The organism is Mesorhizobium sp. B2-1-3A (genome assembly GCF_006442655.1).
GTDB lineage: Bacteria > Pseudomonadota > Alphaproteobacteria > Rhizobiales > Rhizobiaceae > Mesorhizobium.
The window spans coordinates 1,334,287-1,360,407 of the sequence record NZ_VFWK01000001.1; the positions used below are offsets into that span (position 1 = coordinate 1,334,287).

Annotated in this window: 22 protein-coding genes; 11 read left to right on the forward strand and 11 right to left on the reverse strand. The window is 64.8% G+C overall.

From position 1 onward, the window contains the following. Positions 1-66: 66 nt before the first annotated feature. The 4 genes from FJ977_RS06505 to FJ977_RS06520 form a co-directional block, all read right to left on the reverse strand. A complete protein-coding gene (locus FJ977_RS06505; RefSeq protein ID WP_140769590.1) occupies positions 67-966 on the reverse strand; it encodes an SMP-30/gluconolactonase/LRE family protein in 900 nt (299 codons plus the stop codon). A 111-nt stretch (positions 967-1,077) separates the two neighbouring features. After that, on the reverse strand, positions 1,078-3,498 hold the full coding sequence (locus FJ977_RS06510) for an FAD-dependent oxidoreductase (protein ID WP_140769592.1): 2,421 nt from the start codon (positions 3,496-3,498) through the stop codon (positions 1,078-1,080). Between the two features lie 125 nt (positions 3,499-3,623). Further along, complete coding sequence (locus tag FJ977_RS06515) at positions 3,624-5,279, reverse strand: ABC transporter substrate-binding protein (protein WP_140769594.1); 1,656 nt, start codon at positions 5,277-5,279, stop codon at positions 3,624-3,626. A gap of 194 nt (positions 5,280-5,473) precedes the next feature. After that, a complete protein-coding gene (locus FJ977_RS06520) occupies positions 5,474-6,361 on the reverse strand; it encodes a LysR substrate-binding domain-containing protein (RefSeq protein WP_140769596.1) in 888 nt (295 codons plus the stop codon). Between the two features lie 167 nt (positions 6,362-6,528). Here FJ977_RS06520 and FJ977_RS06525 point away from each other — a divergent pair, with 167 nt between their 5' ends. The 5 genes from FJ977_RS06525 to FJ977_RS06545 all read left to right on the forward strand — a co-directional run bounded on the left by FJ977_RS06525 (position 6,529) and on the right by FJ977_RS06545 (position 13,015). Next, positions 6,529-7,947: an MmgE/PrpD family protein gene (locus FJ977_RS06525; protein WP_246682829.1), complete on the forward strand. Its 1,419-nt coding sequence runs from the start codon at positions 6,529-6,531 to the stop codon at positions 7,945-7,947. A 64-nt stretch (positions 7,948-8,011) separates the two neighbouring features. Further along, positions 8,012-8,920, forward strand: a complete 909-nt coding sequence (locus FJ977_RS06530) for a dihydrodipicolinate synthase family protein (protein WP_140769598.1) — start codon at positions 8,012-8,014, stop codon at positions 8,918-8,920. An 8-nt stretch (positions 8,921-8,928) separates the two neighbouring features. Next, positions 8,929-9,897, forward strand: coding sequence for a D-2-hydroxyacid dehydrogenase (locus FJ977_RS06535; RefSeq protein ID WP_140769600.1), 969 nt, complete (start codon positions 8,929-8,931; stop codon positions 9,895-9,897). A 76-nt stretch (positions 9,898-9,973) separates the two neighbouring features. Beyond that, positions 9,974-11,515 (forward strand): trimethylamine methyltransferase family protein, encoded by a 1,542-nt coding sequence (locus tag FJ977_RS06540; protein WP_140769601.1) that lies wholly within the window; start codon positions 9,974-9,976, stop codon positions 11,513-11,515. A 12-nt stretch (positions 11,516-11,527) separates the two neighbouring features. Further along, positions 11,528-13,015 carry a D-aminoacylase gene (locus FJ977_RS06545; RefSeq protein WP_140769603.1) on the forward strand — a complete coding sequence of 496 codons (1,488 nt, stop codon included), beginning with the start codon at positions 11,528-11,530 and terminating at the stop codon, positions 13,013-13,015. Here FJ977_RS06545 and FJ977_RS06550 read toward each other — a convergent pair. Genes FJ977_RS06550 through FJ977_RS06580 form a run of 7 tightly spaced genes read right to left on the reverse strand, consistent with a single transcriptional unit; the run spans position 13,000 to position 20,155 of the window. Continuing rightward, complete coding sequence (locus tag FJ977_RS06550) at positions 13,000-13,665, reverse strand: isochorismatase family cysteine hydrolase (protein WP_140769605.1); 666 nt, start codon at positions 13,663-13,665, stop codon at positions 13,000-13,002. The two genes, FJ977_RS06545 and FJ977_RS06550, sit on opposite strands and share 16 nt — an antisense overlap. After that, positions 13,662-14,945 carry a Zn-dependent hydrolase gene (locus FJ977_RS06555; RefSeq protein ID WP_140769607.1) on the reverse strand — a complete coding sequence of 428 codons (1,284 nt, stop codon included), beginning with the start codon at positions 14,943-14,945 and terminating at the stop codon, positions 13,662-13,664. The genes FJ977_RS06550 and FJ977_RS06555 overlap by 4 nt, the downstream gene beginning before the upstream one ends. Beyond that, complete coding sequence (locus FJ977_RS06560) at positions 14,942-16,108, reverse strand: FAD-binding oxidoreductase (RefSeq protein WP_140769609.1); 1,167 nt, start codon at positions 16,106-16,108, stop codon at positions 14,942-14,944. The genes FJ977_RS06555 and FJ977_RS06560 overlap by 4 nt, the downstream gene beginning before the upstream one ends. Before the next feature lie 13 nt (positions 16,109-16,121). Next, entirely contained in the window at positions 16,122-17,438 is a 1,317-nt protein-coding gene (locus tag FJ977_RS06565) for a Coenzyme F420 hydrogenase/dehydrogenase, beta subunit C-terminal domain (RefSeq protein WP_140769611.1), read from the reverse strand. Positions 17,439-17,450: 12 nt separating this feature from the next. Beyond that, positions 17,451-18,365: a nitrilase-related carbon-nitrogen hydrolase gene (locus FJ977_RS06570; protein ID WP_140769613.1), complete on the reverse strand. Its 915-nt coding sequence runs from the start codon at positions 18,363-18,365 to the stop codon at positions 17,451-17,453. Further along, positions 18,350-19,780 (reverse strand): dihydropyrimidinase, encoded by a 1,431-nt coding sequence (hydA, locus tag FJ977_RS06575; protein WP_140769615.1) that lies wholly within the window; start codon positions 19,778-19,780, stop codon positions 18,350-18,352. Before hydA ends, FJ977_RS06570 begins: the two co-directional genes overlap by 16 nt. A gap of 24 nt (positions 19,781-19,804) precedes the next feature. Beyond that, positions 19,805-20,155 carry a RidA family protein gene (locus FJ977_RS06580; RefSeq protein ID WP_056564911.1) on the reverse strand — a complete coding sequence of 117 codons (351 nt, stop codon included), beginning with the start codon at positions 20,153-20,155 and terminating at the stop codon, positions 19,805-19,807. 304 nt (positions 20,156-20,459) lie between these two features. On the opposite strand from FJ977_RS06580, the gene FJ977_RS06585 reads away from it, so the two are divergent. The 6 genes from FJ977_RS06585 to FJ977_RS06610 form a co-directional block, all read left to right on the forward strand. Next, complete coding sequence (locus FJ977_RS06585) at positions 20,460-21,713, forward strand: MFS transporter (RefSeq protein ID WP_140769617.1); 1,254 nt, start codon at positions 20,460-20,462, stop codon at positions 21,711-21,713. Between the two features lie 10 nt (positions 21,714-21,723). Beyond that, on the forward strand, positions 21,724-22,473 hold the full coding sequence (locus tag FJ977_RS06590; protein ID WP_140769619.1) for an SDR family oxidoreductase: 750 nt from the start codon (positions 21,724-21,726) through the stop codon (positions 22,471-22,473). 30 nt (positions 22,474-22,503) lie between these two features. Continuing rightward, on the forward strand, positions 22,504-23,529 hold the full coding sequence (locus FJ977_RS06595) for an NAD(P)-dependent oxidoreductase (protein WP_140769621.1): 1,026 nt from the start codon (positions 22,504-22,506) through the stop codon (positions 23,527-23,529). Between the two features lie 12 nt (positions 23,530-23,541). Further along, complete coding sequence (locus FJ977_RS06600) at positions 23,542-24,477, forward strand: polysaccharide deacetylase family protein (protein ID WP_140769623.1); 936 nt, start codon at positions 23,542-23,544, stop codon at positions 24,475-24,477. Between the two features lie 15 nt (positions 24,478-24,492). After that, entirely contained in the window at positions 24,493-25,827 is a 1,335-nt protein-coding gene (locus FJ977_RS06605) for a dihydroorotase family protein (RefSeq protein WP_140769625.1), read from the forward strand. Between the two features lie 5 nt (positions 25,828-25,832). Next, a partial coding sequence (locus FJ977_RS06610) for an SDR family NAD(P)-dependent oxidoreductase (protein WP_140769627.1) occupies positions 25,833-26,121 on the forward strand: 289 nt, incomplete at its 3' end.

The following is a 26,121-nucleotide window of genomic DNA, read 5'->3' on the forward strand; positions in this document are numbered from 1 at the left end:
GACGCAATTCCGGACGGAAAACCGCTTCGCACTTTTCCTGGAATTGCTCTGGCCGCCGGCTAAACCCTACTTGTTCGGAACCTCGTAGACCTTGCCGTGCCATGGCGCCGCGTCGATCTGGTCCAGCGCCATCACGTAGAGTTCTTTCTCGTCCGGTCCGAAGGCGAAATTCGGCATGGACGGCGACGGAACCGAAAGCGTGCGCAGCAGCTTCGCATCCTTGTCGACGACGATGATCTTGCCTGGCGCATCGAGCGAGCGCGGGCTCTGGCCGATATACATCTCGCCGGCCTTGTCCATCTTGATGCCGTCAGGCCAGATATGCGGCTGGTTGGGGAACAGGTCGTCGAGGCGCAGGAAGACGCGGCGGTTGCCCAGGCCGTGGTCGGGCTGGACGTCGAACTCAATGATCCTGTTATCCTCGGTCTCGACCAGGTAGAGGATTTTTCCATCGTTCGACATGACCAGGCCATTGGCATTGTGCAGGTCGCCGGCAACCTTCTTCACGCTGTCCTTGCCGATGTAGTAGGCCGAGGCGTCGATCAGCGGTCCGCCCTTGCCGGACCCAGTGAAGTAGATGCCGCCATCCTTGTCGGGCGCGAAGTCATTCGGTCCGCTGAACGGCTTGCCGTCCGTATCCTTGTCATAGGCCGGCAGCGTCTTGCCGTCGACGGAGATGCGGCCGATCGAGTTGCTGTCGTAGCAGGTGACAAGAAACTCGCCGGATGTCGTCGGTAACACCGCTGAAGGGCCACAACCGTCCATCTTCCAGAAGATCTCGTTCTTCTTGCCGTCCCATACGGTCACCGTGCCGCGGCCGTATTCGACGTAGAAGAGCTTATCCTGATACCAGATCGGACCTTCGGCGAACCACGCGTCTTCATTGATGACCTTGACGTCTCCCGCATGCGCGGAGGATGTGAGGGCCAGGGCAAGCATGGTGCCCAGCAGATGCCATTTGATCATGCGATTCCCCTTTGTTTTCAGGTGGTCGAAATCTTCCTCGTTCAGCTTCGCCGGCGTTTCCGGCCGGCTACGGTTTTCGTCAGTTGGTCGAATGGATGGACGGCCGTGTCTCTATGAGCGCAACCGCTTGCCTTCGGGGTCGAAGGGCGGATGCGGCAGCAGGATCGCCTCATGCGGCCTTCCCAGTATGGCGACCGAGACCTTGTCTCCGGCCTTGGCCGAGCCGGCCTTGACATAGCCGAGCGCCAGCGACTTCTCGACGAAATAGCCATAGGCGCCCGAAGACACCTGTCCGATAGGCGTGCCATCGGTGAGGAAGATCGGTTCGCCGCCGGTCGCGTCGGCATCCCTGGCGTCGATCGACAGCATGATGAGTTCATCGCGCGCCGGCTTGCCGGCGATGGCGGCATAGGCATCGCGGTTCAGGAACGCTCCCTTGTCCATTTTGACAAGGCCATCGAACTTGACCTCCTGCGGCCAATATTCGGGCGAATATTCGCGACTCCAGCTACCATAGCCCTTTTCGACGCGCAGTGACATCAGCGCACGCGATCCGACCGGTCCGGCGCCGACTTCGTTGCCGGCCTTGAGCAGCGCGTCGTAGAGCTCGACCTGGTCGGTGGATTTGCAATGCAGTTCCCAGCCAAGGTCGCCGGTGAAGGACACCCTGAGCGCCACCACATCGATGCCGGCGACGGTGATCCGTCGCGACTGCATGAAGGGAAATGCCTCGTTCGACAGATCCTCATTGGTCAGGCGCTGCAGGAGGTCGCGCGAACTCGGTCCCGCCACGTTGAAGCCGCAGAGCTCCTCGGTGCGCGAGCGGAAGGTCGTGCCCTCGGGCAAGGGGACGGCCTTGAAGAACCTTTGGTGGAAGCGTTCGGCCATGCCGGAGCCGATGACCATGAATTCGTCGTCGGCGAGCCTGGTCACGGTGAAGTCGCCGGCGATGCCGCCGCGCTTGCCGATCAGCGGCGTGAGGCAGGAGCGGCCAACCTTTACCGGCATGCGGTTGGCGAACAGCGCATTGAGCCAGGCCTCGGCACCAGTGCCCTTGACCTCGTATTTGGCGAAATTGGAGATGTCGATGATGCCGGCGCGTTCGCGCAGCATGCGCGCCTCGCGGCCCACCGGTTCCCACCAGTTCTGGCGCGTGAAGCCGATCGTCTCCTCGCGCGGCTCGCCCTCGGCGGCGAACCACAGCGGGTGCTCCCAGCCGAAATTGAGGCCGAAGACGGCGTTCATTCCCTTTTGCGTGTCGTAGACGGGCCTGGTGCGCACCGGTCGCCCGGCGGCGCGTTCCTCGTTGGGGAAATGGATCTTGAAGCGATGGCTGTACTGATCGTGGACGCGGGCCTTGGTGAAGGCCTTGCCGGCCCAGTGGCCGAAGCGCGCCATGTCCCAGGCGAACATGTCGAGCGAAGGCTCACCCTCGATCATCCACTCAGCCGCCAGCTTGCCCATGCCGCCCGACTGCGAGAAACCGGGAATGATGCCGTTGCAGCAGAAATAGTTGCTGAGTTCGGGCACCGGCCCGAACAGCACCGCGCTGTCCGGCGACCAGATCATCGGCCCGTTGATCACCTTCTTGACGCCGGCTGTGCCGACGGCCGGCACGCGCGCGATCGCGCGCAGCATGTTCTCCTCGATACGGTCGAGATCGTCGGGAAAGAGTTCGTGGCCGAAGTCCAGCGGCGTGCCGTCCTCGGCCCAGAACTTCATCTTGCGCTCGTAGGCGCCGATGAGCAGCCCGAGGCCCTCCTGGCGCAGATAGTACTCGCCGTCACGATCGGCGACCGAAGGCAAGCGGCGGCCCATGGCGGCGATTTCCGGAATGGTCTCGGTAACGAAATACTGGTGCTCGGTCGGGATCAGCGGCAGCTGTAAGCCAGCCATGGCGGCGACCTCCCTGCCCCACAGGCCGGCGGCGTTGACCACCCATTGCGTGTGGATGTCGCCCTTTGGCGTGCGCACGATCCAGCTGCCGTCTGCTTGCGCCTCGGTCGCGGTCACCGGCGTGAAGCGATGGATCTCGGCGCCGCGCTGGCGCGCGCCGGCGGCGTAGGCCGCGGTGACGCCGGACGGGTCGACATTGCCGCCTTCCGGCTCGTACATGATGCAGCGTATGCCGTCGAAGTCGACCAGCGGATGCAGCCGCTCCGCCTCGTCGCGCGCGACTTCGTAGAAATTCATCTTGTAGCGCCGCGCCTTGGCTTCCTGGAGCCTCAGCTGATGCTCGCGCGCCTCGGTCTGGGCGAGATAGAGCGAGCCCGGCTGGAAGATGCCGCAACCCTGGCCGGTCTCGGCCTCCAACTCCTTGTAGAGCGCCATCGTGTAGTGCTGGAGACGGCTGATGTTGGTGGAATCATGCAGGCCGTGAATGTTGGCCGCCGCATGCCAGGTGGAACCGGAGGTCAGTTCGCTGCGCTCGAGGAGGACGACATCCGTCCAGCCGAACTTGGCAAGGTGATAGAGGATCGAGCAGCCGATCAGACCGCCGCCGATGACGACGGCTTGTGCATGAGTACGCATGTTTCTTCCCTTTGTACGGCGACTTTATCCTGGCGTTTGATTTAGCTGACTGGTCAATCGCAGTCGCCCGGCGAGTTCGGGGGCGCAACATGCGCCCCCGAGATATTTGCTGTGGTTGAACCGACCTATGCCTTGTCGAGCCAGACCTTATCCAGCTGCAGTTCGAATGTCTGATGCATGCCAAGGTTCTTCACATAGGTTGCGTGGTGCCGGTAGAGCGAACGCCAGAACGCCTGGATGAGGATGCCGGAGTCCTGCAGAATGGATTCGACGTCCTTCATCAGCTCCTTGCGCTTGTCGACGTCCGCCACGGCGAGCGCCGCGCTGAGCTTCTTGTCGAATTCCGGATTGGCGTAGCCCGACTCGTTCCAGGCCTCACCGCTGCGATAGGCGATCGCCAGCACCTGGACGCCGAGCGGCCGCATGCCCCAATCGGTGGTCGACCACGGATATTTCGTCCAGTCGTTCCAGAACGACGAGCCCGGAATGATGGTGCGCTTGACCTTGAAGCCGGCCTCACGCATCTGCGCGGCGACGACGTCGGCCGGGTCCTTCACATAGTCCGCATCGTAGGAGATCAGCTCGAACTCGTGATCCGTCTGGCCGGCCTCGGCCATAAGCGCCTTGGCTTTGGCGATATCGCGCGGAACTTTAGGCAGCGCGTAATATTCCGGATGGATCGGACAGACATGGTGGTTCTCAGCGACCTGCCCAAGGCCGCTGTAGCCGAGCTTCAGCACCGTCTCGTTGTCGACAGCGAGCTGGATGGCGTTGCGCACGCGTTTGTCGTCATACGGCTTGTTGGTCACATTGGTGCGCAGCACGATGGTGCCGGCTGTGACCACCTGCTCCTTGACCAGCCCCATGCTGTCATAGAGGTCGACCGTGCCGCCCACCGTCTGGTAGTTGCAGTCGATCTCACCGGCCTCGAAGGCGCTGCCGATGGCGGGGTTGGACGCGTCCGATCCGTAGTCGGTCCAGTCGACGCCATCGAGATAAGGCTCGCCGCCGAACCAGGTGAAGTCCTTGCGCCGCCGCACCGAGGCCGACTCGCCGACCTTGTACGAGATCAGCTCATAGGGACCGGTGCCGGGCGTCTTGAGCATGTCGGCGCCGCTCTTGTCGAAGTCACGATGGACGATGACCGCCGGATAATCGGAAAAGCCCGGAATGATGGTGACGTCGGACTGATTGCATTTCAGCTTCACCGTGTGGTCGTCGACCTTGGTGATGGCGCCGGCCGCGGCTTTCTTGGTGGCGGGATCGATCAGGGAGCTCATGCGCCCGGCCATCGAATTGCCCTCGGCCGCCTTGTCGCACCAGCGTTCGATGTTGTGCACGATGTCGTCGGCGTTGAAGTCGTCGCCGTTCGACCACTTCACGCCCTTGCGCAGATGCAGCGTGTATTGCGTGGCGTCGTCACTCACTTCCCAGCTCTCGACCAGGTGTCCCTCGAAGGTGAAGTCGGTGGTGTAGCGGATCATGTAATCGTTGCACTGGCGCATGACGTTGGCGATCTCGGACCAGTCCCAGGAGCGCGGATCCTTCATGTCCTTGATGATCATCTGCATCTTCAGGATGCCGCCCTTCTTGCCGGGCACGATCGTCGCGGCCTTGGCCGGGGCGATGCCGGCCATCGAATAGGCGAACGCCGTGGAGGCCCCCATCGCGCTTGCCATGGCCAGGAATTCGCGGCGATCCATCTTGCCGCTTTTGACTTCGGCTGCGTAGCTTTCGATAACCGCCGGGACGCGGTCACCGTTGCTCTTGAACATTGTCATCGTTGTTCTCCGGTTCAGGGCTTTCCGCCCGTTACATTCCCCTTGCGATATTCATGTTAGGGGCGATGCAAAAATCCCGGAAGGGCTCGAGCCGTGAAGAACCGCCAAAACGCGGCCCTAAAGGCCTAAAAAAACGATGCCATTGGCGTGTCAATTTTTTGAGCGCGGGCCTGTCGCCCGCACGCGGACGGCTATCAGGCGCTGTCTTCGCGTGCTCGCGAGAGGATCCATTCCCGCACGATGCGAGCGATGTTTCCTTTCGAGAGCTGGCTCTCGGTGAGGTAGTAATTCCAGGGGCTTGGCGGCCGAACCGGAAAGGGTTCAACGAGCAGCCCGCGACGCAGATAGGCATGGGCAAGCGAACGCTGGGTGGCGACCAGTCCGGCCCCCATGGCGGCGAGTTCGAGCGCGATGTTGGAGGCGTTCGTCGACAGCCCCTTGTCGTGCTCGTCCATGTCGACGCCGAGCGCGGTGGCAACAACCTGCCAGTATTCCTGGCGGCCGTGCACGAAGATCCAGTCCACCTTGAGGATATCCGCCGGCGCCTTCACGGCATGCTCGCCTTCGAGCAGCGAAGGCGCGCAGAGCAACAGCAGTTCGTCGTTCCAAAGCGGGATGCCGGCGGGCGGACGATCGTCGAAACGGCGCGTCGAAATCGTGATGTCGGCGATCTGTTCGCTGATATCCTCCCAGATCGTACCGTGCAGCACGATCTCGATCTCGGGATGCTTCTTGCGAAACGCGGCCATGCAGCCCGCCAGCCAGTTCTCCGCCAGGCTCATCGGGCAGGAGACGACCACGGTGCGGTTGCGCGAAGAGGTCACGATCGCCTCCGTTGCCTGGTCGATCTGATCGAGGGCCTGGCGCAAGGTCGGCAGGAATGCCTCGCCCATTTCGGTGAGCTTGAGGCTGCGCGGATAGCGGATGAACAATTGCCGTCCGATGTAATGTTCGAGCGCGCGGACATGGGTGCTGACCGCGGCCTGCGTGTATCCGAGTTCGTTGGCGGCGGCGGTGAAGGAGAGATGCCGGGCCGAACTCTCAAAGGATCTGATATAGTTCAACGGGGGTGGCGGCTTCATCGCTAACTCCTGCAAGACGCAGTGATAGCTATCCCACAGACAGGGCGGCGTTCAATCATGACCGACCACAAGACGTGAATTTTTTTGGCCAATGCCGCTGAACTAATTGCGTGAAAGCACGATGAACCCAAATTAATGATGTCGTGACGCAGAGGGGAGTAATGCAAGTGGCTGTGCCGTCGCATCGGCGTGAAGGGCCTGACGCGAGTACCAGCGTTACCGTCCGCCTGGCTGATTTCGTGTTACGGCGGCCGGCGGCGGCATTCCCCGCCTCGGTCCTCGAGCAGGCGCGCTATCTCCTGCTGGATACAATCGGCATTGCCATTGCCGCCGGTCCGATGGAAGCGGGCCGGATTGCCCGCGACACCGCAGCACTTCTCTACGGTTCGACCGACCCGCGGCATTCGGCACGCATGCTTTTCGATGGACGTCGTGCCAGCATCGCTGGAGCCGCCTATGCGGCCGCGACTCAGATCGACAATCTCGACGGCCATGACGGATACAGCCCGACCAAGGGCCATATCGGCGTCGCTGTCGTGCCGGCGCTGGCAGCCCTTGCCGAGGCACGCCCCGACCTTGGCGGGCCGGAGGCACTGGCGGCCCTGGTCGTCGGCTACGAAATTGCCGGGCGGGCGGGCATCGCGCTGCACGCGACTGTGTCGGACTACCATACATCGGGCGCCTGGAATGCGCTGGGCGTCGTCGCGGTGGCGGCGAGGTTGCGGCGGCTCGACGACAATCAACTGCGCCAGGCGCTTGGCATTGCGGAATATCACGGCCCACGCAGCCAGATGATGCGCGAGATCGCGAACCCGACGATGCTGCATGACGGCTCGGGCATCGGCACGCTGGTCGGCCTGTCCGCGGCAGTGCTTGCCGAACGCGGCTTTACCGGCGCGCCGGCGATCACGATCGAGGAGCCCGAGGTCGCGCCGCATTGGCAGGATCTCGGCGCCTTCTGGCAGGTGCTGCATCAGTATGTGAAGCCGTACCCGATCTGCCGCTGGGCGCACGCCGCGATCGACGCGACACGCGGGCTCTGCCATTCGCATCATCTCGCGCCCTCCGACATCAGCCACGTCGAAGTGAACAGCTTTCATTACGCCGCCACGCTGTTCGACGGCATGCCGGACACGACCTCGAAGGCGCAGTACAGCCTGCGCTTCGCCGTCGCGACCTTTATCGTCCATGGCCGTATCGGGCTCGAGCACATTTCCGGCAGCGGGCTGGAGGATGCTGCCGTGGCGGATATGCTGAGCCGCATCACGGTCCTGGAGTCGGAGCGCCACAGTGCCCGTTTTCCGGCGGGCCGCTGGGCCGACGTGGCGATCACGACATCAGATGGGCGGATCCTCGCTTCCGGAGACGTCCATGCGCGCGGCGGACCGGAGGCGCCGCTGACCCAAGCTGAAATCGAGGCCAAGTACATGGAATTCGCCGCGCCGGTACTCGGACAAGGCCGCGCCGAGGCGATCCGCGACGCGGTGCTGTCGCTCAGCGACCGCGACAGCCTCTTCAGCGATCTGTCGGCATTGCTCTACGATCCTCCTGTCATCACCAGGATGCTGCAACGGCCAGCGTGGTAGCGGCCGGATAGCGGCAGCGGCGGTCACACACGGCATCGAATACCATCACGCACAGAGGACACAGATGACCCGCCCGCAAGGAACCATCGCACCGATCCTGACGCCATTCGCTGACGACGGCGGCATCGCACGCGACCTCTTTGTGTCCCATGCCAGATGGGTTCTGGACCAGGGCGCGCATTTCCTGTCCCCCTTCGGCACCACCGGCGAGGCGCTGTCGCTCTCGCTGGGTGAGCGCATGCGGGCGCTGGAGTGGCTGATCGAAGCCGGCATTTCGCCAGATCGTCTGATGCCCGGCACCGGCGTCACCGCGCTGCCCGAAACCGCCGAACTGTCGAAGCATGCGGTCGAGCTCGGCTGCGCAGGAGTGATGGTGCTGCCGTCCTTCTTCTACACCGCCGCCGGCGATAGCGGCCAGGCGCGCTACTACAGCGAACTGATCGAGCGGGTGGCGAACCCGGCAATGAAGATGATCCTCTACCATATCCCGCAGAACTCCGGCGTGCCGGTGAGCCCGGCCTTGACCGCCCGGCTGAGCGCGGCGTTTCCCAACACCGTTGTCGCTTACAAGGACAGCGCTGGTGACTGGAACAACACGGCAGCGGTGATTGCCGCGGCGCCTAAGGTTGCGGTGTTCCCGAGTTCTGAGGCGCAACTGACCAAGGGCCTGGCCAGCGGCGCGGCAGGCTGCATCTCGGCCACCGTCAACCTCAACGCCGCGGCCATCCGCTCCCTTTACGATCGCACGCTGGCCGGGGAGGACGTTGCCGAAGCGGATGCCGCGATCAAGGCGTTCCGCAAGATCATCCAGGATGCCGGTCTGATCCCGGCTATGAAGGCCGTGCTGGCGGTGCGCTCGGGTGACCGGCGGTGGCTGAACCTGCGCGCTCCACACGAGAATGCGACGCTTGAGAACGGTGAGAAGCTGCTCGCGGCGCTCGGCTCTTCGGCAGATCACATTGGCCGGAACTGAGCGGCACCATGTCGGCTGAGCCATCCGTCATCCTGCACACAGACCGGCCGGGCGCGGCGCTGGCCGTGCTGATGGAGACGCATCCGGACCTCGCGATCCATGCTTGCGACAATTACGCCGCCCTGCCCGAACTGATCGGGCGCGTGGCGGCGGAAGTGGTTTATTCCGTCCGCTTCGACGGCACGCCGCGCTTTCCGCGCCAGGCCCTGGTCGAAAGCCCGACCGTGCAATGGGTCTCGGTCGGCGGCTCCGGCACCGATCATCTCGGACATTGGGACCCGGAGCGGCTGACGGTGACGAACGCCGCAGGCGTTGCCGCCGGCATGCTTGCCGAATATGCGCTCGGCGCCATGCTGTCCTTCTCGCTCGACCTGCGCGGCTTTGCGGGCCGCCAGCAGGCACGACAGTGGGGCGGCGGCCGCGTTGAGCCGATCGAAGGCAAGACGGTGCTGATCATCGGCCTTGGCAAGACCGGCGAGGCCGTCGCCAGACGGGCGCACGCGATGGGCATGCGCACGCTCGGCATCCGCGCGCGCCCCAAGCCGACACCAAGCCTGGATGAGGTTCATGGCGTTGACGCGCTGCTGCCGCTCGTCGGCCGCGCCGATTTCATTATCTGCTGCGTGCCTTTGCTGCCGACCACGCGCGGCCTGCTCGGCAAAGCGGCCTTCGCAGCGATGAAGCCCTCCGCCGTGCTCATCGATATTTCGCGCGGTGGCGTGGTCGATGAGACCGCGCTGCTCGAAGCCCTTGACGACAAGCGGATCAAGGGGGCGGCGCTCGACGTCTTTGCGACCGAGCCGCTGCCCGCCGAGCATCGTTTCTGGGGTTACGACAACGTCGCCATCACGCCGCATTGCGCGGCGGTCTATGACGGCTGGGACATCAAGTCGGTGCGCATGTTCACCGACAATCTGGCGCGCTATCGCCGCGGCGAGCCGCTGGAGAATGTGGTCAGTCCGGAGCGCGGCTATTGAAAGCAATTCCAGGAAAAGTGTGCAGCGGTTTTCCGTCCGGAATTGCGAAAAAGAGAGTCGGGAAGGAATAAATCCGATGTCACAGGACAGGCGCGGCGGCGGCCGCAGATCGAAGCTCGGGCGCAGCGGTGGCGGCATCGCGCAACTGCCGTGGCAGAGCGTCAAGAATCCCTATCCGCCCATGCAGCTTCTCGACGAAGAGCGGATGCAGCAACTGCACGACACCTCGATGCGTATCCTGTCCGAACTCGGCATCCGCGTCATGAGCGAGCGGGTGATGGACCTGTTCGCTTCCGCCGGCGCCATCGTCGATCGCGAAGAGAAGACCATCCGCATCGATGAGAGCCTCGTGCGCGAGGCGCTGCGGGCGGTGCCGTCCTCCTTCACGCTGACCAGCCGCAATCCGGAAAAGCAGGTCCATCTCGGCGGCAACTCGCTGGTCTTCGGCCTGGTGGCCGGCCCGCCCAACGTGCATGACCGCATCAACGGCCGCCGTCAGGGCAATCTTGCCGACTACCAGAACTTCATCCGGCTCGCGCACCACTTCAACGCCATCCACATCATCGGCAACCAGGTGGTGGCGCCGATGGAGCTGCCGGCGAATGCGCGCCATCTCGACACCTACCATGCCAATCTGACGCTGAGCGACCTCTCCTTCCACTGCACCGCGATCGGCCGCGCCCGGGCCATGGACGGCATCAACATGATGGCGATCGCGCGCGGTATCTCCGTCGAGGAGATGCGCGCCTCGCCTGGCGTGACCACGATCATCTCGATCAACTCGCCGCGCCTGTTCGACGACGCCATGGCGGAGGGCCTGATCGCCATGGCGGAGCACGGCCAGCCGGTGACCGTCACGCCTTTCACGCTGATGGGCGCGATGACGCCGGTGACGCTGGCCGCCGCACTCTGCCAGCAGAACGCGGAGGCGCTGTTCGGCGTGGTGCTGACGCAGCTCGTCAATCCCGGCACGCCGGTGATGTATGGCGCCTTCACCTCCAATGTCGACATGAAGTCGGGCGCGCCGGCCTTCGGCACGCCCGAGAATGCCAAGGCCAACATCATCGCCGGGCAATTGGCGCGGCGCTACAACCTCCCCTATCGCACCTCAAATGCGAATGCCTCGAACGTGGTCGACCTGCAGGCCGCCTACGAGACGGAAATGGCGACGTGGGGCGCGGTGCTCGGCGGCGCCAACCTGATCTACCATGCGGCAGGCTGGCTGGAGGGCGGGCTGACAGCGTCCTATGAAAAGCTCGTGCTGGACGTCGAGATCCTGCAGAACATGATGGAGTTCCTGCGGCCGCTGCCGTTCCAGGAAGACGACCTGGGCTTCGAAGCGATCAAGTCGGTGCCGGCCGGCGGCCATTTCTTCGGCGCCGAGCACACCATGTCGCGCTACACCACCGCCTTCTACCAGCCGATGCTCTCCAACTGGCAGAACCATGGCGCCTGGGAGGAGGCCGGCGGCAAGGACGCGCTGGAGCGGGCGACGGAGCTCTGGCAGCAGGCGCTGCACGATTACGAAGAACCGGTGATGGACCCCGCGATCCGCGAGGAGCTCGACGCCTATGTCGCGCGCCGCCGCGAGGAGATCGCCGCCAATCCGGAAGGTTAGGATTTCTACCCGATGCCCCATGATCTCGTCATCCGTCACGCGACGCTGATCGCCGGCGACGGCTCGAAACCTTTCGAGGCTGACATCGCCGTCACCGGCGACAGGATCGCCGCCATCGGCCGGCTGGACGACGCGACTGGCATCGAGGAGATCGATGCCAGGGGCAAGGTGGTCGCGCCCGGGTTCATCGACGTGCACACCCATGACGATGGCGCACTGCTGGCGCCCCGCGGCATGGATCCGAAGATCAGCCAGGGCGTGACGACGGTGATCGCCGGCAATTGCGGCGTCAGCCTGGCGCCGCTGCTTCTCGACAGGACGCCACCGCCGCCCTTCACGCTGGTCGGCGGTCGCGAGAATTTCCGCTTCGATCGCTTTGCCGACTATGTCGCCGAGCTCAGGCGGCGCGGCATCGCCACGAACGCGGCTCTATTGGTCGGCCACACCACTTTGCGCCAGCGCTGCATGCCGGTGACCGACCGTCCGGCCAACGAAGCGGAGACGGCGGCGATGCAGGAGGCGGTCGCCGAGGCCATGGCCGAAGGCGCCTTCGGCCTCAGCACCGGGCTCGACTATCCGCCCGCCGTGAAGTCCTCGACCGAGGAGGTCAAGGCGCTCGCAGCCATGGCGGCCGGCCTCGGCGGCCCGTATGTCACTCACACACGCAACTATTTCGAAACGATGGACGAGGCGATCGAGGAGGCGATCGACATTGCCGATCATGCCGGCGGCAAGCTGTTCATCTCGCACCACCAGTGCACCGGCCGCGCCAATTTCGGCAAGAGCCGTCCGTCACTGGAAAGGATCGACCGGGCGCGCGAGACGATGGACATCGGCATGGATGTCTATCCCTATGCCGCAAGCTCTACCGTGCTTCGCCTGGAACGTTGCGACACGGGCCTAAAGATCCTCGTCACCTGGTCGGATCCGCATCCGGAGATGGCCAGGCGCGAGATCGCCGACATCGCGCGGGAATGGAATTGCAGCGAGCGCGAGGCGGGTGAGCGCCTGCTGCCGGCGGGTGCTGTCTATTTCCAGCTCGACGAGATGGATGTGCGCAACATCATCGCCCATCCGCGCACCATGATCGGCTCGGACGGCCTGCCGCACGATATCCACCCGCATCCGCGCCTGTGGGGCACCTTCCCGCGCGTGCTCGGCCACTATGCCAGGGATGTCGGCCTGTTCAGCCTGGAGGAGGCCGTGTTCCGGATGACCGGGCTGCCCGCGAAGGAATTCGGCATCGCGCAACGCGGGCTGCTGGTCGAAGGCAATTTCGCCGATCTCGTCGTCTTCGATCGCGACACGATCATCGACACCGCCACGTTCGAGGAGCCGCGTCGGCCCGCCGCCGGCATCGAGCATGTCTTCGTCAACGGCGTATCCGTATGGCGCGGCGGCAGGGCGACCGGCGCACTGCCTGGCACTGTGCTCAAGCCCTCGGCCTCAAAGGTCGTCAGGGGCGCATGCGGCTGCGGCGCCGATCACAGCGCCTCGTAAATCCGGTCGACCGTTTTGAGCGTGTAGACGAATTCCACCGGCCGCGTGCAGCGCCAACCGTCGAAAGGCTGGCCGGCGAGCGCCTTCAACGCCTCGGGCAGGCGCAGGATGCCGCCGCCATAGAGCCGGTTGGCCATGTCGAGCATGCCGGTGCGGTGCATGGCCTCGCTCATGCTGCCGCAGGCGTCCTTGACCAGCCAGACCCTGAAACCCTGGTAGACCGCGTCGAACACGCTCTCGGTCACGCAACTGTCGGTCAGCACGCCGGTCACGATCAGGTTCTCGACCTTGAGGTCGGCAAGCCGTTTTGAAAGATCGGTGCGGCGAAAGGCGCTCGGCCAGTGCTTGTGGATGATAATGTCGCCGGGCAGCGCCGCCACTTCGGCGCAGATCGCCGCGCCATCGCTGCCGGCCACGGCGGAGCGGAATTCCTCGGTCAGGATCTCCTCCTGCCTTGCGTAGCCGTCGCGTTCCTCCGGCTTCACCCAGGCCTGCGCATGGATGACCGGCACGCCCGCCGCACGGGCGGCTGCGATCAGCGTGGCGGCATTGGCGAGCACGGCGTCATAGCCGATCACCGGCCAGGCCGCACCGGGGCGGTATTCGTTCTGCAAATCGATGACGAGCAAGGCGGTCGCGGCAAGGTTCATGGCTGTCCCAGGGGATTGTCGAAGTCAGTGATGAAACGAAGAAGCAAGCGGATCGCCTGATCAAGGTCGGCGATCTCCATCGCTTCATGCGGGTTGTGGCTGCCGTTCTCGTTGCGAACGAAGATCATGGTGGTCGCGATGTCGGCGCCGGCGAAGGTGGCTGCGTCATGCCCCGCCCCGCTCGGCACATGCGGCGCCCGCATCTGCAGTTCGGTGGCGGCACGGTCCAGCCTTGCGATCAGAGCCGGCGACATGGTTGCCGGCTCCCAGGTAAAGCGTGGCCCGGCCTCGAAGCTGACGCCGCGTTTCCTGCCGACTTCGGCGAAGAGCGCGTTCAGTCTTGCATCGACCCGTTCAAGAACAGCAGCCTCGGCACTGCGCACATCGAGCGTGAAGCGGAGTTCGCCCAGGACGCGGCTGCCGCCGTGCTGGCTCGGATCGGATTCCACCCGGCCGAAGGTGATGGTGGCCTCATGCCCTTCACGCTCGAGCGCGTCCCATTCCGCTTCAAGGCCGGCGACCAGATCGGCAAAGCCGAGCACACTGTCATGGCGGGCAAAGCGCGGCTCGGCACCTGAATGCGCGTAGGCGCCAAGGCATTTCGCATCGACATAACGGAAGCCGCCGGCAATACCGGTGACGATGCCGACCGGCGCGCCGGATGCGACGAGGCGCGGTCCCTGCTCGATATGCACTTCGACAAAAGCCGCGATGCGGCCGGCATCGATGCCCGGCACGCCGCGCCGCACGGCTTCGGGGTCGAAGCCTTCCTCACGCATGTGATCCGCAAGCGTGCGTCCGCTGTCCGAGCGCCTCGCGTCCAGCGCCGCCGGCTCCAGCAACCCAAGTGCGGCCTGGCTGCCGGGATAGGATAGCGGAAACCACACCGCTTCCTCGGCGCGGGTCGCCAGCACGATCAGATCGCGTGACAATTGGATGCCTTGCCCGACCAGTTCGGCCATCACCGCCAGCCCCGCCACAACACCGGCAGCGCCGTCGAAGTTACCGCCGTGCGGCACGCTGTCGAGATGCGAACCGACAACGATCGCCGGCAGGTCGGGGTCGCGGCCCTTCACCGTCAAATAGAGATTGCCGGCGGCATCGACATGCGCCGTGGCGCCGAGCTTTTCCGCTTCGTCGCGCACGAGATCGTGGGCGAAGCGTTCACCGGGTCCATAGGCGATACGCGTGATCCCCGGCGCATCGGTGGTGGCGTGCGCAAGCCTGTCCAGCAGATGCCCGGCCAGCCTGCCGCCGGCCGTGAGTGCGGCATCGCTCATGACGCAACCTGCCTGGCTTGGGACTCGACGCCGCGCAGCCGGTGTGGCGCGAGATCTTCCATAGACACGCCCTGCCTTGCGACATCATCTGGAAAGCCCTTGCCCGCGATCAGGCTGGCGCAGACGCGCGACAGCCCCGGCGAGGTCTTGATGCCGTAGCCGCCCTGCCCGACCAGCCAGACGAAATCCGGTACTTCGTCATCCGGTCCGACCACCGGCGACCCATCGGCGACGAAGGTCCGCAAGCCTGCCCATGAGCGCGACACGCGCTGCACCTCGATCGTGGTCGCCCGTTCAAGACGTTCGGCGCCGATCGCCACATCGATATCCTCGGCATAGGCATCCATCGGCGCTGAGGGCGTCGCATCGGCAGGCGAGACGAACAACTGCCCTGCATCCGGCTTGAAATAGAATTCGGCGCCGACATCGTTGACCAGCGGCCACTCTGATATGTCCACACCTGCGGGCGCCGGGATGTTGAAGGCGGTGCGGCGCTTCGGCTGCAGGCCGATCGGGCGCACGCCAGCCATGACGGCGATCTCGTCACCCCAGGCACCGGCGGCATTGACGATCTGTGGCGCAAGGAATGTTCCCGCCGGGGTTTCGACCCGCCATTGGCCGCCTTGCCGATCGATGGCGTTGACGCCGGCATTGGTGACGATCCTGGCGCCATGCGCACGGGCGCCACGCAAGAAGCCCTCGTGCAGGCCGTTCACATCGATGTCCATCGAATGCGGTTCGATATAGGCGCCGGCGAGATAATCCGCGCGCAGCACCGGCACGCGCGCAATCGCCTCGGCCGGTGTCATGGCGACGATCGACGGCACCAGCGCCCGCGCGGCCTCGAGATCCTGAGCCAGGAGATCGAGCTGATCGGCGCGCGCCACGGTGATCATGCCGCGTTTACCGAGAAGCGGATAATCCGTGAAGCCAGCCGGCGGTTCGGTCAGGAAAGATCGGCTCGCCAGCACGATCCGGCGGATGATGCCGTTGCCGTAGTTTTCGGTAAAGCTTGCCGCCGAGCGGCCGGTGGTGTGGTAGCCGCAATGGCTTTCCCGCTCGAGCACGACCACCTTGGCGGAGCGGGAGATCTCGAAGGCAGCGCCGGCCCCGGCCATGCCGCCGCCAATGATGATGATTTCGGTTTGCTCGGCGGTACTCATATCAGCTCATCCTTCAACAAGATCGCACAGCCTTGCTTTCACGCGGCACGGCAGGCGGCTCACCCAGGCGTCCGCGCCGGGCGCGGTCGCGGGCGCCACGCCCCTCGGCCAGATTTTCGGCCAACGAATTCTGCGCGGCGCAATCTTCAAGTGCGAGGTCGGTGACAAAAGGCATCGGCTTGCCGGCGATCGCCATGCCTTTCAGCCGCGCCCAGACGGCGCGCCGCTTTCGCACCTGATGCGACTGCAACTCACTGATCTCCGCTATACTGGTTTCCCGCTTGATCTCCAGCGCGCCGGCTTCGACCGCCGCGTCGAACAGCTCAAGGCCGCGCCTGGTGCGCACGATGATGCCGTTGAGCGCCTCGTCCTCGACCGCCGGCCCGCCATTCAGCCAGGCGTCATGAACCGCGATGTCCGCCACCTGGCCGATCGCGTCGGGGCAGATCTTGCAGCGCGGCTGGATCATCCATTTGTCCTCGTCTTCCCACAGCTGCCGATAGGTGAGTTCGAAGGCGCGCCCGTCGCTGGTTTCGATTCGGTTGAGGCCGGGATTGCCGTGACCCCGATAGCGGAACAATCTGAGTTCGTCCTCGCCGAGGCCGAAGCGCTGCAACGCCTGTTCCGATTTCGACAGATCCGAGGCACCGCCGCAGACGAAGGCCAAGGCATATCGCATCAAATCATCGACGCGGGGATCGAGCCGCGCCAGGTTGCGCACGGCGGTGACGTCGCAAGGCTTGGCGATCAGCGCGAACGGCTCGCCGCGATCGAGGATGTCGCCGAAATCCACCAGGGTCGCAGCCGGGCCATAGCGCGAGCCGGCGCCCTCAAGCACCGAAGCGGCATCAAAGCTCAGGCGGCGCTCGCTGCGCATCGGCTGGGAATGCGATGCGGCGACATGCAGCACGAACTTGACGCGTCCGGAACTCAGGAGGAATTGGCCAAGCGCCGTCAGCACCCCACCTCCCGAGCCGACAAACCGCACCGCGGGATCTCCCGCGCAGCCGAGGACAAGCCGTTCGGCAGGACCCCAGACGGTGTCCGTCAACGCGGCATTGCTTGCCTGCGCCGGCGGCGGACCAGCGATACGCGTTCCCGGACAGACGGCGTTGATCAGCATCAGCGTCGACCTGTCCAATGCCTGGTTCGCCACCGGCCGCTCGCGCCCCTCCGGCGTCATTACCATCTCGACCGCGCCGGGGCCGGCGATCGATCGACAGAGGCCGCAGCCGATGCAAAGACCGTTCTCGACGATCTCGCTCAGCGAAAGTGGATCGGTCGGCAGCATCATCGTGGCTTGGCTATGGCTGGCTTCGATCAGGCCCATCTCGTTTCGATCTCAGACCGGTTCCGAAATACGCCGATACTGATCGGGGCGGCGATAGAGCGCGAAGTTGAAATTCACTTTCCGGCAGGTCTCGATCAGGTCGAGGTCAGCGCGATGGACGATGATCTCGTCGCCGAGTGACATCGCCTGCGCGGCGATCTCGCCGGTCGGCGCGATGATGCAGGAGCCGCCTATCAGTGCCTGGCCGTCTTCAAGCCCGGCCTTGGCGGCGGCCGCCACCCACAGCGTGTTCTGGTAGGCGCCGGCCTGCATCGGCAGATGGTTGTGGAACATCCTGAGATGCGCCAGCGCCGGCGCCTCATCGAGCAGCAGCGGCGTGTTGTAGCCGAGCAGCACGACCTCGGCGCCGTTGAGGCACAGCATGCGATAGGTTTCCGGCCAGCGGCGGTCGTTGCAGATCGCCATGCCGACGCGGACGCCGCGATAGTCGAAGACCGGGAAGCCGAGATTGCCGGGCTCGAAGTAACGGCGCTCCAGATGCGTGGTGGTGCCTTCCTCCGGCTCGCTCGACCCCGGCACATGCATCTTGCGATAGCGGCCGATGAAGCGCCCGTCGGGGCCGACAAGGTCCATGGTGTTGAAGTGGCGCGTCCGGCCGTCTTCCCGAGCGATCTCGCAATAGCCGAGCGCGAAGCCGACCTTGAGGCGCGCGGCGGCGGCATAGAGGCGCTGCGTTTCGGGGCCAGGCATCGACTGTTCGAAGAAGGCGTCGACCTCCGCCTGATCGTCGATGCGCCAGCGCGGGAAGAAGGTGGTGAGCGCCATCTCAGGGAACGCCACAATTTCCGCACCCGCGGCCGCGGCCTGTTCCAGCAAGTGGACGAGGCGATCGACAGTTTCGGCACGCGAGGCGCTGCGCTGGATCGGTCCAGTCTGGGCGACCGCTATTGTCAGGCATCGAGCCATGGCGTCGTCTCCTCGACTGGTTTTCCCGAAAGGGCCGGATCGGCCGCGGTGCGCTCTACGAATTGTCCGAACCCAGGCTGCACCTGCAGCACGCCGTCTGCGACCACCGGCACGCCGCGCACCAGCACGGTGGTCGGCTTGCCGGTCACGCTCCTGCCCTCGTAGGGCGTGAAGTCGACGCGCGAATGCAGGGCCGAATGGCCGAGGGTCCAGGTCGCTGTGGGATCCCACAGCGCCAGATCGGCATCGAGGCCGACCGCTATCCGGCCCTTGGCGTGGGCCAGACCATAGATCGCGGCGGCATTGCGCGAGGTGAGATCGAGATAGCGCTCCAGCGTCAGCCGGCCGGAGAGCAGTCCTTCCGAGAAGAGCAGCGGCAGACGAGTCTCGATGCCTGGGATGCCGCTCAGCGTGGTGGTAAAACCGGGCGTCCGCGATCGTGCGATCTTGTCGGCGAAGAAATAGGGCGAATGGTCGGAGGACCAGAGATCGATGCCGCCATCGATCAGCGCCTGCCACAGATGCTCATGGCTGCGCGGCGAACGCGGCGGCGGCGAAAAGACGAAGCGCGCGGCATCCAGGGCCGGCCGGTCGAGGTCGGCAGCGCCGATGAACAGATATTGCGGACAGGTCTCGGCGATCGCATCCACACCACGAGCCCGCGCCCGCGCCACCTCCTCGGCCGATTGCCAGGAGGAGACGTGGACGATGGTCATGCGTGCGCCGGTCATTTCGGCGAAGGCCAGCGCACGATGCGTGGCCTCGCGCTCCATCGTCTCGCTGTGGGCAACGACATGGTAGCGGATGTCGGTTCGGCCGAGATCGATCAGCCTCTGGCGCGTGCGGCGGATGGCGGCGTCATTCTCGGCATGGACCATGACGATCCAGCCAAGCCTGTGCGCGGTATCGAGTACCCTGAAGAAGAGATCGTCGTCGACCGCAAAGCCCTGATAGGTCATGAACAGCTTGACCGAGGCGATGCCGCGTCCAGCGAGCTGCGAAAGCTGTTGCTCGACATCGGGGCCGGTGCCCATGGTCACCACCGCGTGCAGCCCGTAGTCGATCACCGCGCGCCCCGTGGCGCGATCGAGCGCGCGGTCGACGGCGCCAATCGTCGTCATGTCCGGGCCCGGCATGCCGAACGGGACGATGCATGTGGTGCCCCCGAAGGCCGCCGAGATGGTGCCGGACTCGAAATCGTCGGCATTGCCGGCACCGCCCCAGACCGGCTGGTCGAGATGGCAGTGAGCGTCGATGCCGCCGGGCATGACCCAACGACCGTCGGCGCCGATCACGGATTTGCCGGACAGGCCGGCCCCGATGGCGGCGATGCGCCCCTCATCGATGGCGATGTCGCATTCGGCCCAACCGTTGTCGAGCGCAACCCTTCCGCCTTTGATCACCAGCTCATGCATACGGTTTGCCCACCCCAATCGGCATCAGCCGACGGCCGCCGTGACCATGATCTCGACGCGATACTGATCACCCGCAAGTCGCGCCTCGACCGTTGCGCGCACTGGCATGGCGCTACGGTCGATCCAGGCGTCCCATGCCGCATTCATCATCTCGAAGTCGGCGATGTCGCGCAGCCAGATTTGGGCGCTGAGAAGCTTCGACTTGTCGCTGCCGGCCTTGGCCAGAAGGGTATCGATCTTGGCGAAAATCTGCTTCGTCTGCGCGGTGGTGTCGCCGGAAAGGTCGTCCGCCGTCAGGCCGGAGACATAGACGGTGCCGTTGTAGCGCAGCACCCGGCAGAAGCGTTGCCCGTTCTCAAGACGTTCGATCGTCATACCCTGGTCTCCTCTCGATCTTCGGCAGGTGACCTATCGTAGGGAGCGTGCAAAAGGACTGTAAAGCCTGTCGCACGGCGCAACGCCGTTTTCCGCCACCGGGATGGCCAAAAAAAATCACGCCATAGCCGTGTCAATCTTCGCTTGTGGCGTGCATGACGAAGTGTAGCTTCTGTCTGGGAGAGCAGCCGCTGGCCGGCGTGACTGCCAAGGGGAGCCGTCGCAATGCATCAAGGTTCAGCGTCGGTCATTGATCCTGCTTGCGATCGCCGGCGCCTGTCCTAGCCGGCTGACGGCGGCATTCATGGGGTCGATCTCTCAATCCGCGATGCGCTTCTGGCGGAACGCCGAGCGCTCCCGCGCCACGCTGCCGATCATGGCAAGCGTCTGTCTCGCCTGCATCGGCAGCGCCATGCTGACGACCGCGGTCTCGTTCCATCTGGGCAAACCTGGCGTCGACCCCGACGTCGTGCAGATCGTGCTGACCGCCTATCCGGTCGGCTTCCTGATCGGATGCCTGATGACGCGTCCATTGGTCGCCCGCTATGGCCATGAGCGGACCTTCCTGCTGATCCTGACAACCGCGCTGCTGTCGGCCCTGGGCTTCATCTTCACCGACTTCATGCCGAGCTGGTTCTGTTTCCGGCTGCTTGGCGGCATGTCGATGGCCTCGATGTTCGTCGTCTGTGAGAGCTGGATCAATCTCTATGCCGAACAGCACAATCGCGGCGCGATGTTCTCGATCTACATGCTGACGACAGCGATCGCCGTGCTGCTCGGCCAGATACTGGTCGCGCTGGTCGGTCCGAAATCTCCGCATCTGTTCTTGGTGGCGACGGCGACGGTGCTTCTGGCCTTCGCGCCAAAATTCGCGGGGCTACGCTGGCCGACGCTGCCTTCGGTGCCGGCCGATCCGGTGCCCACGCCCGGAGCGAAGGCAGACAGGCGGCTCGGACCGCTCGCGCTTTTCAGGCTGGCGCCGGTGACGGTCGTCGCCATTTTCCAGGCCGGCATCACCAACATGAACATCTTCGTGCTGACACCTCTTTACGGGACGCAGATCGGACTGTCGGCGGTGGCTACCGTCTGGCTGGTGACCATAATTAGCATAGCCGGCATGCTCGCGCAGACCCCGGTCGGCTGGCTGTCGGACCGGTTCGACCGTCGCCTGATGCTGCTCATCCAAGGGCTGGTGTCAGTGACGACCTGCGCCGCGATCGCATGGGTCGGCACCCTGTCGGTGCCGTTGCTGTTCGTGCTGTTCTTCCTCTATGGTGCCACGGCGCTGACGATCTATCCGGTGGCGATGGCCTTCGGCGCATCGCAGCTTCACAGCCGGCACATGGTCGCCGCGTCCGGCACGCTGCTCCTGCTCTACTCGATCGGCAATGTGGCGACGCCGGGCGTCGCCGCGGGATTGATGGCGCATCTTGGCCCTCCCGCCATGTTCCTGCTGCTCGGCGGCGGCGCTGCCCTGGTCACGATCGCGGCCTGCTACAATCTTCTGCGCCGGCCGGTCACGGCGCCGATCATGCAAAGTGTCGAGGAACGGGTTTGAGGTCGCCGCGATGAACCGATTGCAAGGCAGCGTTGTCCTGATCGCGGGCGCCGCAAGCGGCATTGGCGCCGCCATTGCCCGGCGGTGCGTCGCGGAAGGCGTCAGCGTGGTCTGCGCCGACTATGATCTCGCGGCCGCGACACAGCTTGCCGATACACTTGGCCCTTCGGCTGCCGCCTGCCAATGTGACGTGACCGACATCGGTTCCGCCCGGGACGCCGTCGAATTCGCCAGACAAGAATTCGGCCGACTGGACGGACTGGTGCACAACGCCGCCGCGCCGTCGACGAACGCCACCGTCGTCGATCTTGACGAACAGTCCTGGCGCCGCGAGCTCGACGTCGGCCTGACCGGTGCGTTCCTGATGAGCAAGTACGCGGTGCCGTTGATCGCGGCCGGCGGCGGCGGTTCGGTGGTGTTCATCGGCTCGCAGTTCGGACGGGTCGCCACCACCAAGGCCGTCGCCTACTGTGCCGCCAAGGCGGGACTGATCCATCTCGCCAAGGCGATGGCGGTCGACCATGCGCCGGACAAGGTGCGCGTCAACAGCCTGTCGCCGGGTGCCGTGGCGACGGCGCGCCTGTTGCGCAGATTTCCGGACTTCGAGGCCGCCAATGCAGGTCTTGGACCCGCCCATCTGCTCGGCCGCATCGCGGAGCCGGATGAAATCGCCGCGGCGGCGGCCTTCCTTCTGTCATCGGACGCGTCCTTCGTCACCGGATCTGACATGCTCGTGGATGGCGGCTATGCGACGCGCTGACCTTCTTCATTCAACTTCAAAGGAGTTCGCATGACGCTGCTCGTCACCGGAGGCACCGGCTTTGTCATGAGTGTGGTCGCACGCGCATGGCTGGACCGTGACCCGCAAGCCCGTGCCGTGATCCTCGATCGGTCCGGCCTCGACGCGGCGGCCGAAAAGCATTTCGCTCCGGTGCGCGACCGGCTCACGGTAATCGCCGCCGATGTGCTCGACCCGAAGAGCTGGTCCGCGGCGCTTGACGAGCAAGGCATCACGGCAATCGTGCATGGCGCGACGATCACGCCGATCTCGCGTGGCAGCGCCTCGGAGGCAAAACGCCAGCCGGAGGCCGAGGACCCCGCCCGCATCGTCGACGTCAATCTCATGGGCACCGTGCGGATGCTGGACTGGGCGCGCGCGAGACAGGGTCTCAAGCGCTTCGTCTATGTCAGCTCCGGATCCGTCTACCGCCACAACGGGCCCGACTGGAGCAGCGAGCCGCTGCCTGAAGACGGCTATGTCGCGCCGCTGACGCTCTACGGCATCTCGAAATTCGCCTCCGAAATGGTGACCAACCGCTATGCCGACCTGTTCGGCCTGTCGGCAGTCTCGGTGCGGCTTGCTTCCGTCTATGGCCCGATGGACCGCGCCACCGAGAGCCGCAACTTTCGCCATGTTCCCAACCGCGTCGCGCATATGGCCCTGGCCGGCGAGACGATCAGGCCGAACAGCCTGGAGCCGGTCGGTGACTACGCCCCCTCTACCGACGTTGCCGCCGCGATCCTCGCACTGATCGATGCCCCACGCCTCAATTACCGCCACTACAATATCGGCTCCGGCTCCAGCCAGACCATCGGCGAGATCATCGGCTGGGCAAGGGAACGCGTGCCCGGACTGAAAGTCGAGGTGACATCGGGAGAAGACGCCAACATCGTCCAGGATGTTAGCCTGAAAGGCGGCATGTGGGGGGCGTATGACATCGCCCGCATCCTGCGCGACACCACATGGCGGCCGCGTCCCGGCAAGGAAGCCTTCCACGCTTACATGGACTGGATAGAAGCCAACGAAACGAGCTGAGAGGAAATTGTCATGACGCACAGCGTTGCCTCGCAAGCGCCACAGCCGCGCGACTTCGTCGGCTATGGTCCGCGCCCGCCCTTCATGACCTGGCCCGGTGGTGTCAAGCTCGCCATCAACCTCGTGCTCAACTACGAGGAAGGCTCGGAGTATTCCTGGCTCGAAGACGGCCGCAACGACAATTGGGGAGAGTACAATCTCACCTCGAGCCCGCCGGTGCGCGACCTCGGCACCGAAACGCATTTCGAGTACGGCAGCCGGGCCGGCGTATGGCGTCTGGCGCGTCTGTTTGACCGTTATGATATCCCGATCACCATCTCCGCCTGTGCGGTGGCGCTGGAGCAAAACCCGCCCTTCGTCGAATGGATGAAGACGCGGCGGCACGACCTGCTCGGCCACGGCCTGCGCTGGATCGACTACACGACGATGGAGCGCAGCGAGGAAAAGCGCCATCTGCATGAAGCCGTGGCCCTCTACGATAAGCTGCTGGGAAGGCGCCCGTTGGGCTGGAACTGCCGCTCTCTGCCCAGTGTCAACACGCGCGATCTGCTCGTCGAGGAAGGCGGATTCCTCTACCACTCCGACCCCTGCAATGACGATCTGCCCTACTTCGTCGATCACCAAGGCACGGAGATACTGGTCGTTCCCTATTCCAAGACACTCAACGACAGCCGCTATCTGGTGGCGCCCGGCTACAGCAATCCGCGCGACTTCGCCGAGGATTGCCGCTCGGCGATCGACTACATGCTCGACGAGGCGGACGAGACCGGCGGGCGCATGCTGACGATCGGCATTCATGCGCGCTGGATGGGCCAGCCCAACCGGGCATCCGGCCTGCGCGAGGTGATCGAGCATGTGAAGAAAAAAACGGCCGCTGCCTTCATGCGCCGCGAGGACATTGCCCGGTTCTGGCTCGCCAACCATGCCGGCTTCGAGCGGCGCGGCTGACGGAAGCAAGACGGCATGTTCGAAACGCTGATCCGGGGAGCCACCATCGTCAACGCCGAAGGGTTCGAGCGGCGCGATGTAGGCGTCACCAACGGAAGGATCGTAGCGCTCGTCGCACCCGGTGAGACGGTTTCGGCCGGGGCCGTTTTCGATGCCTCCGGTGCCTATTTATTGCCCGGCCTAGTCGACGCGCACGCGCATCTGCGCGAGCCGGGCCTGACGCACAAGGAGGATTTTTCCTCCGGCACGCATGCGGCGGCCCTTGGCGGCGTGACGACGGTGCTCGACATGCCGACCGACGAGCCATGGACGGCCACGGCCGAACAGCTTGCCGACAAGATGGCGATGGCCAAAGGCCGCATCCATGTCGATGTCGGCCTGCAGACCGTCGTCAGCCGCAACCTGTCACACATACCAGGCTTGCTCGATCTCTCGCCGGTTTCATTTGAGCTGTTCACCGCCGATGTGCCCGATGACTTCCTCTTTGCGACGCTCGACGCCGTGGCCGAGGCGTTAAAGGCTTTCGCAGGCACCGATACTTTGATCGGCATCTCGCCCGGCGATCAATCGATCCTGGCCGGCGGCACACTGCGCGACCGCTCAGGAACCATCGCCGCCTTTCTGGCCAGCCGGCCGCCGCTCGCCGAGGCCAACGGCATCGCCCGAGCGCTTGTCGTCGCCGCCTCGGCCGAGGCCAGAATTCATGTCCGCCAGATCAATTCCGAACTCGGCGTCGAGACGTGGAGCCGGCTGCGCGGCATGGCCGACGCCAGCGTCGAAACCACGCCGCAGAACCTCTTCTTCAACGCCAGCGACTATGAGATGCAAGGCGCCAATCTCAAGGCCTCGCCGCCCTTGCGCTCGCCGCATGATGTGGATGCGCTGCGCGCGGCACTCGGCGCAGGACTGATCGACATCGTCGCCACCGATCACGCGCCGCACGCGCCAGCCGAAAAGGCGGCGCCCTGCGCGGCTTTCGCCGACATTCCGGGCGGCATGCCGGGGCTGCAGACGCTGCTGCAGGCGATGCTGAAACTGGTCGACGAGAGCGTGATCACGCTGCCCGATCTGGTGCGCCTGAGCGCCCGCAATCCGGCCGAGCGCTTCGGCCTTGGCCGGCGCAAGGGGAAGATCGCCAGCGGCTACGATGCCGATATCCTCATCCTCGATCCGCGCCGGTCCAGCACGATCGCCAATGCTGATCAGGTGTCGCGAGCGGGCTATACGCCATTCGACGGCTGGACCGTCCAGGCGCGGCTGACAAGCGTCTTCCTGCGCGGTCGCGAGATCGTGCACGAGGGAAAACTGATCGGCCCGAAAGTCGGAAACATCGTCACCCGGGAAAGCTGAGGACCATGCCCCTGCTCACAGACAAGACCGCCATCGTCACCGGAGGCAGTTCCGGCATCGGCCGCGCGATCGCGCTGAAATTCGCGACCGAGGGCGCGAGCGTCGTCATCGCCGACACGGTCGAGCAACCGATCGAGGGGGGTGAGATCACCGTGGACTTGATCCGCTCGGCCGGCGGAGCTGCCGTTTACATCAGGACCGACATCTCCGAATGGAGCGCCGTCGACGCGCTGGTCGGTGCGACGGTCGAGCAATTCGGACGGCTCGATGTGATGGTCAACAACGCCGCGATCT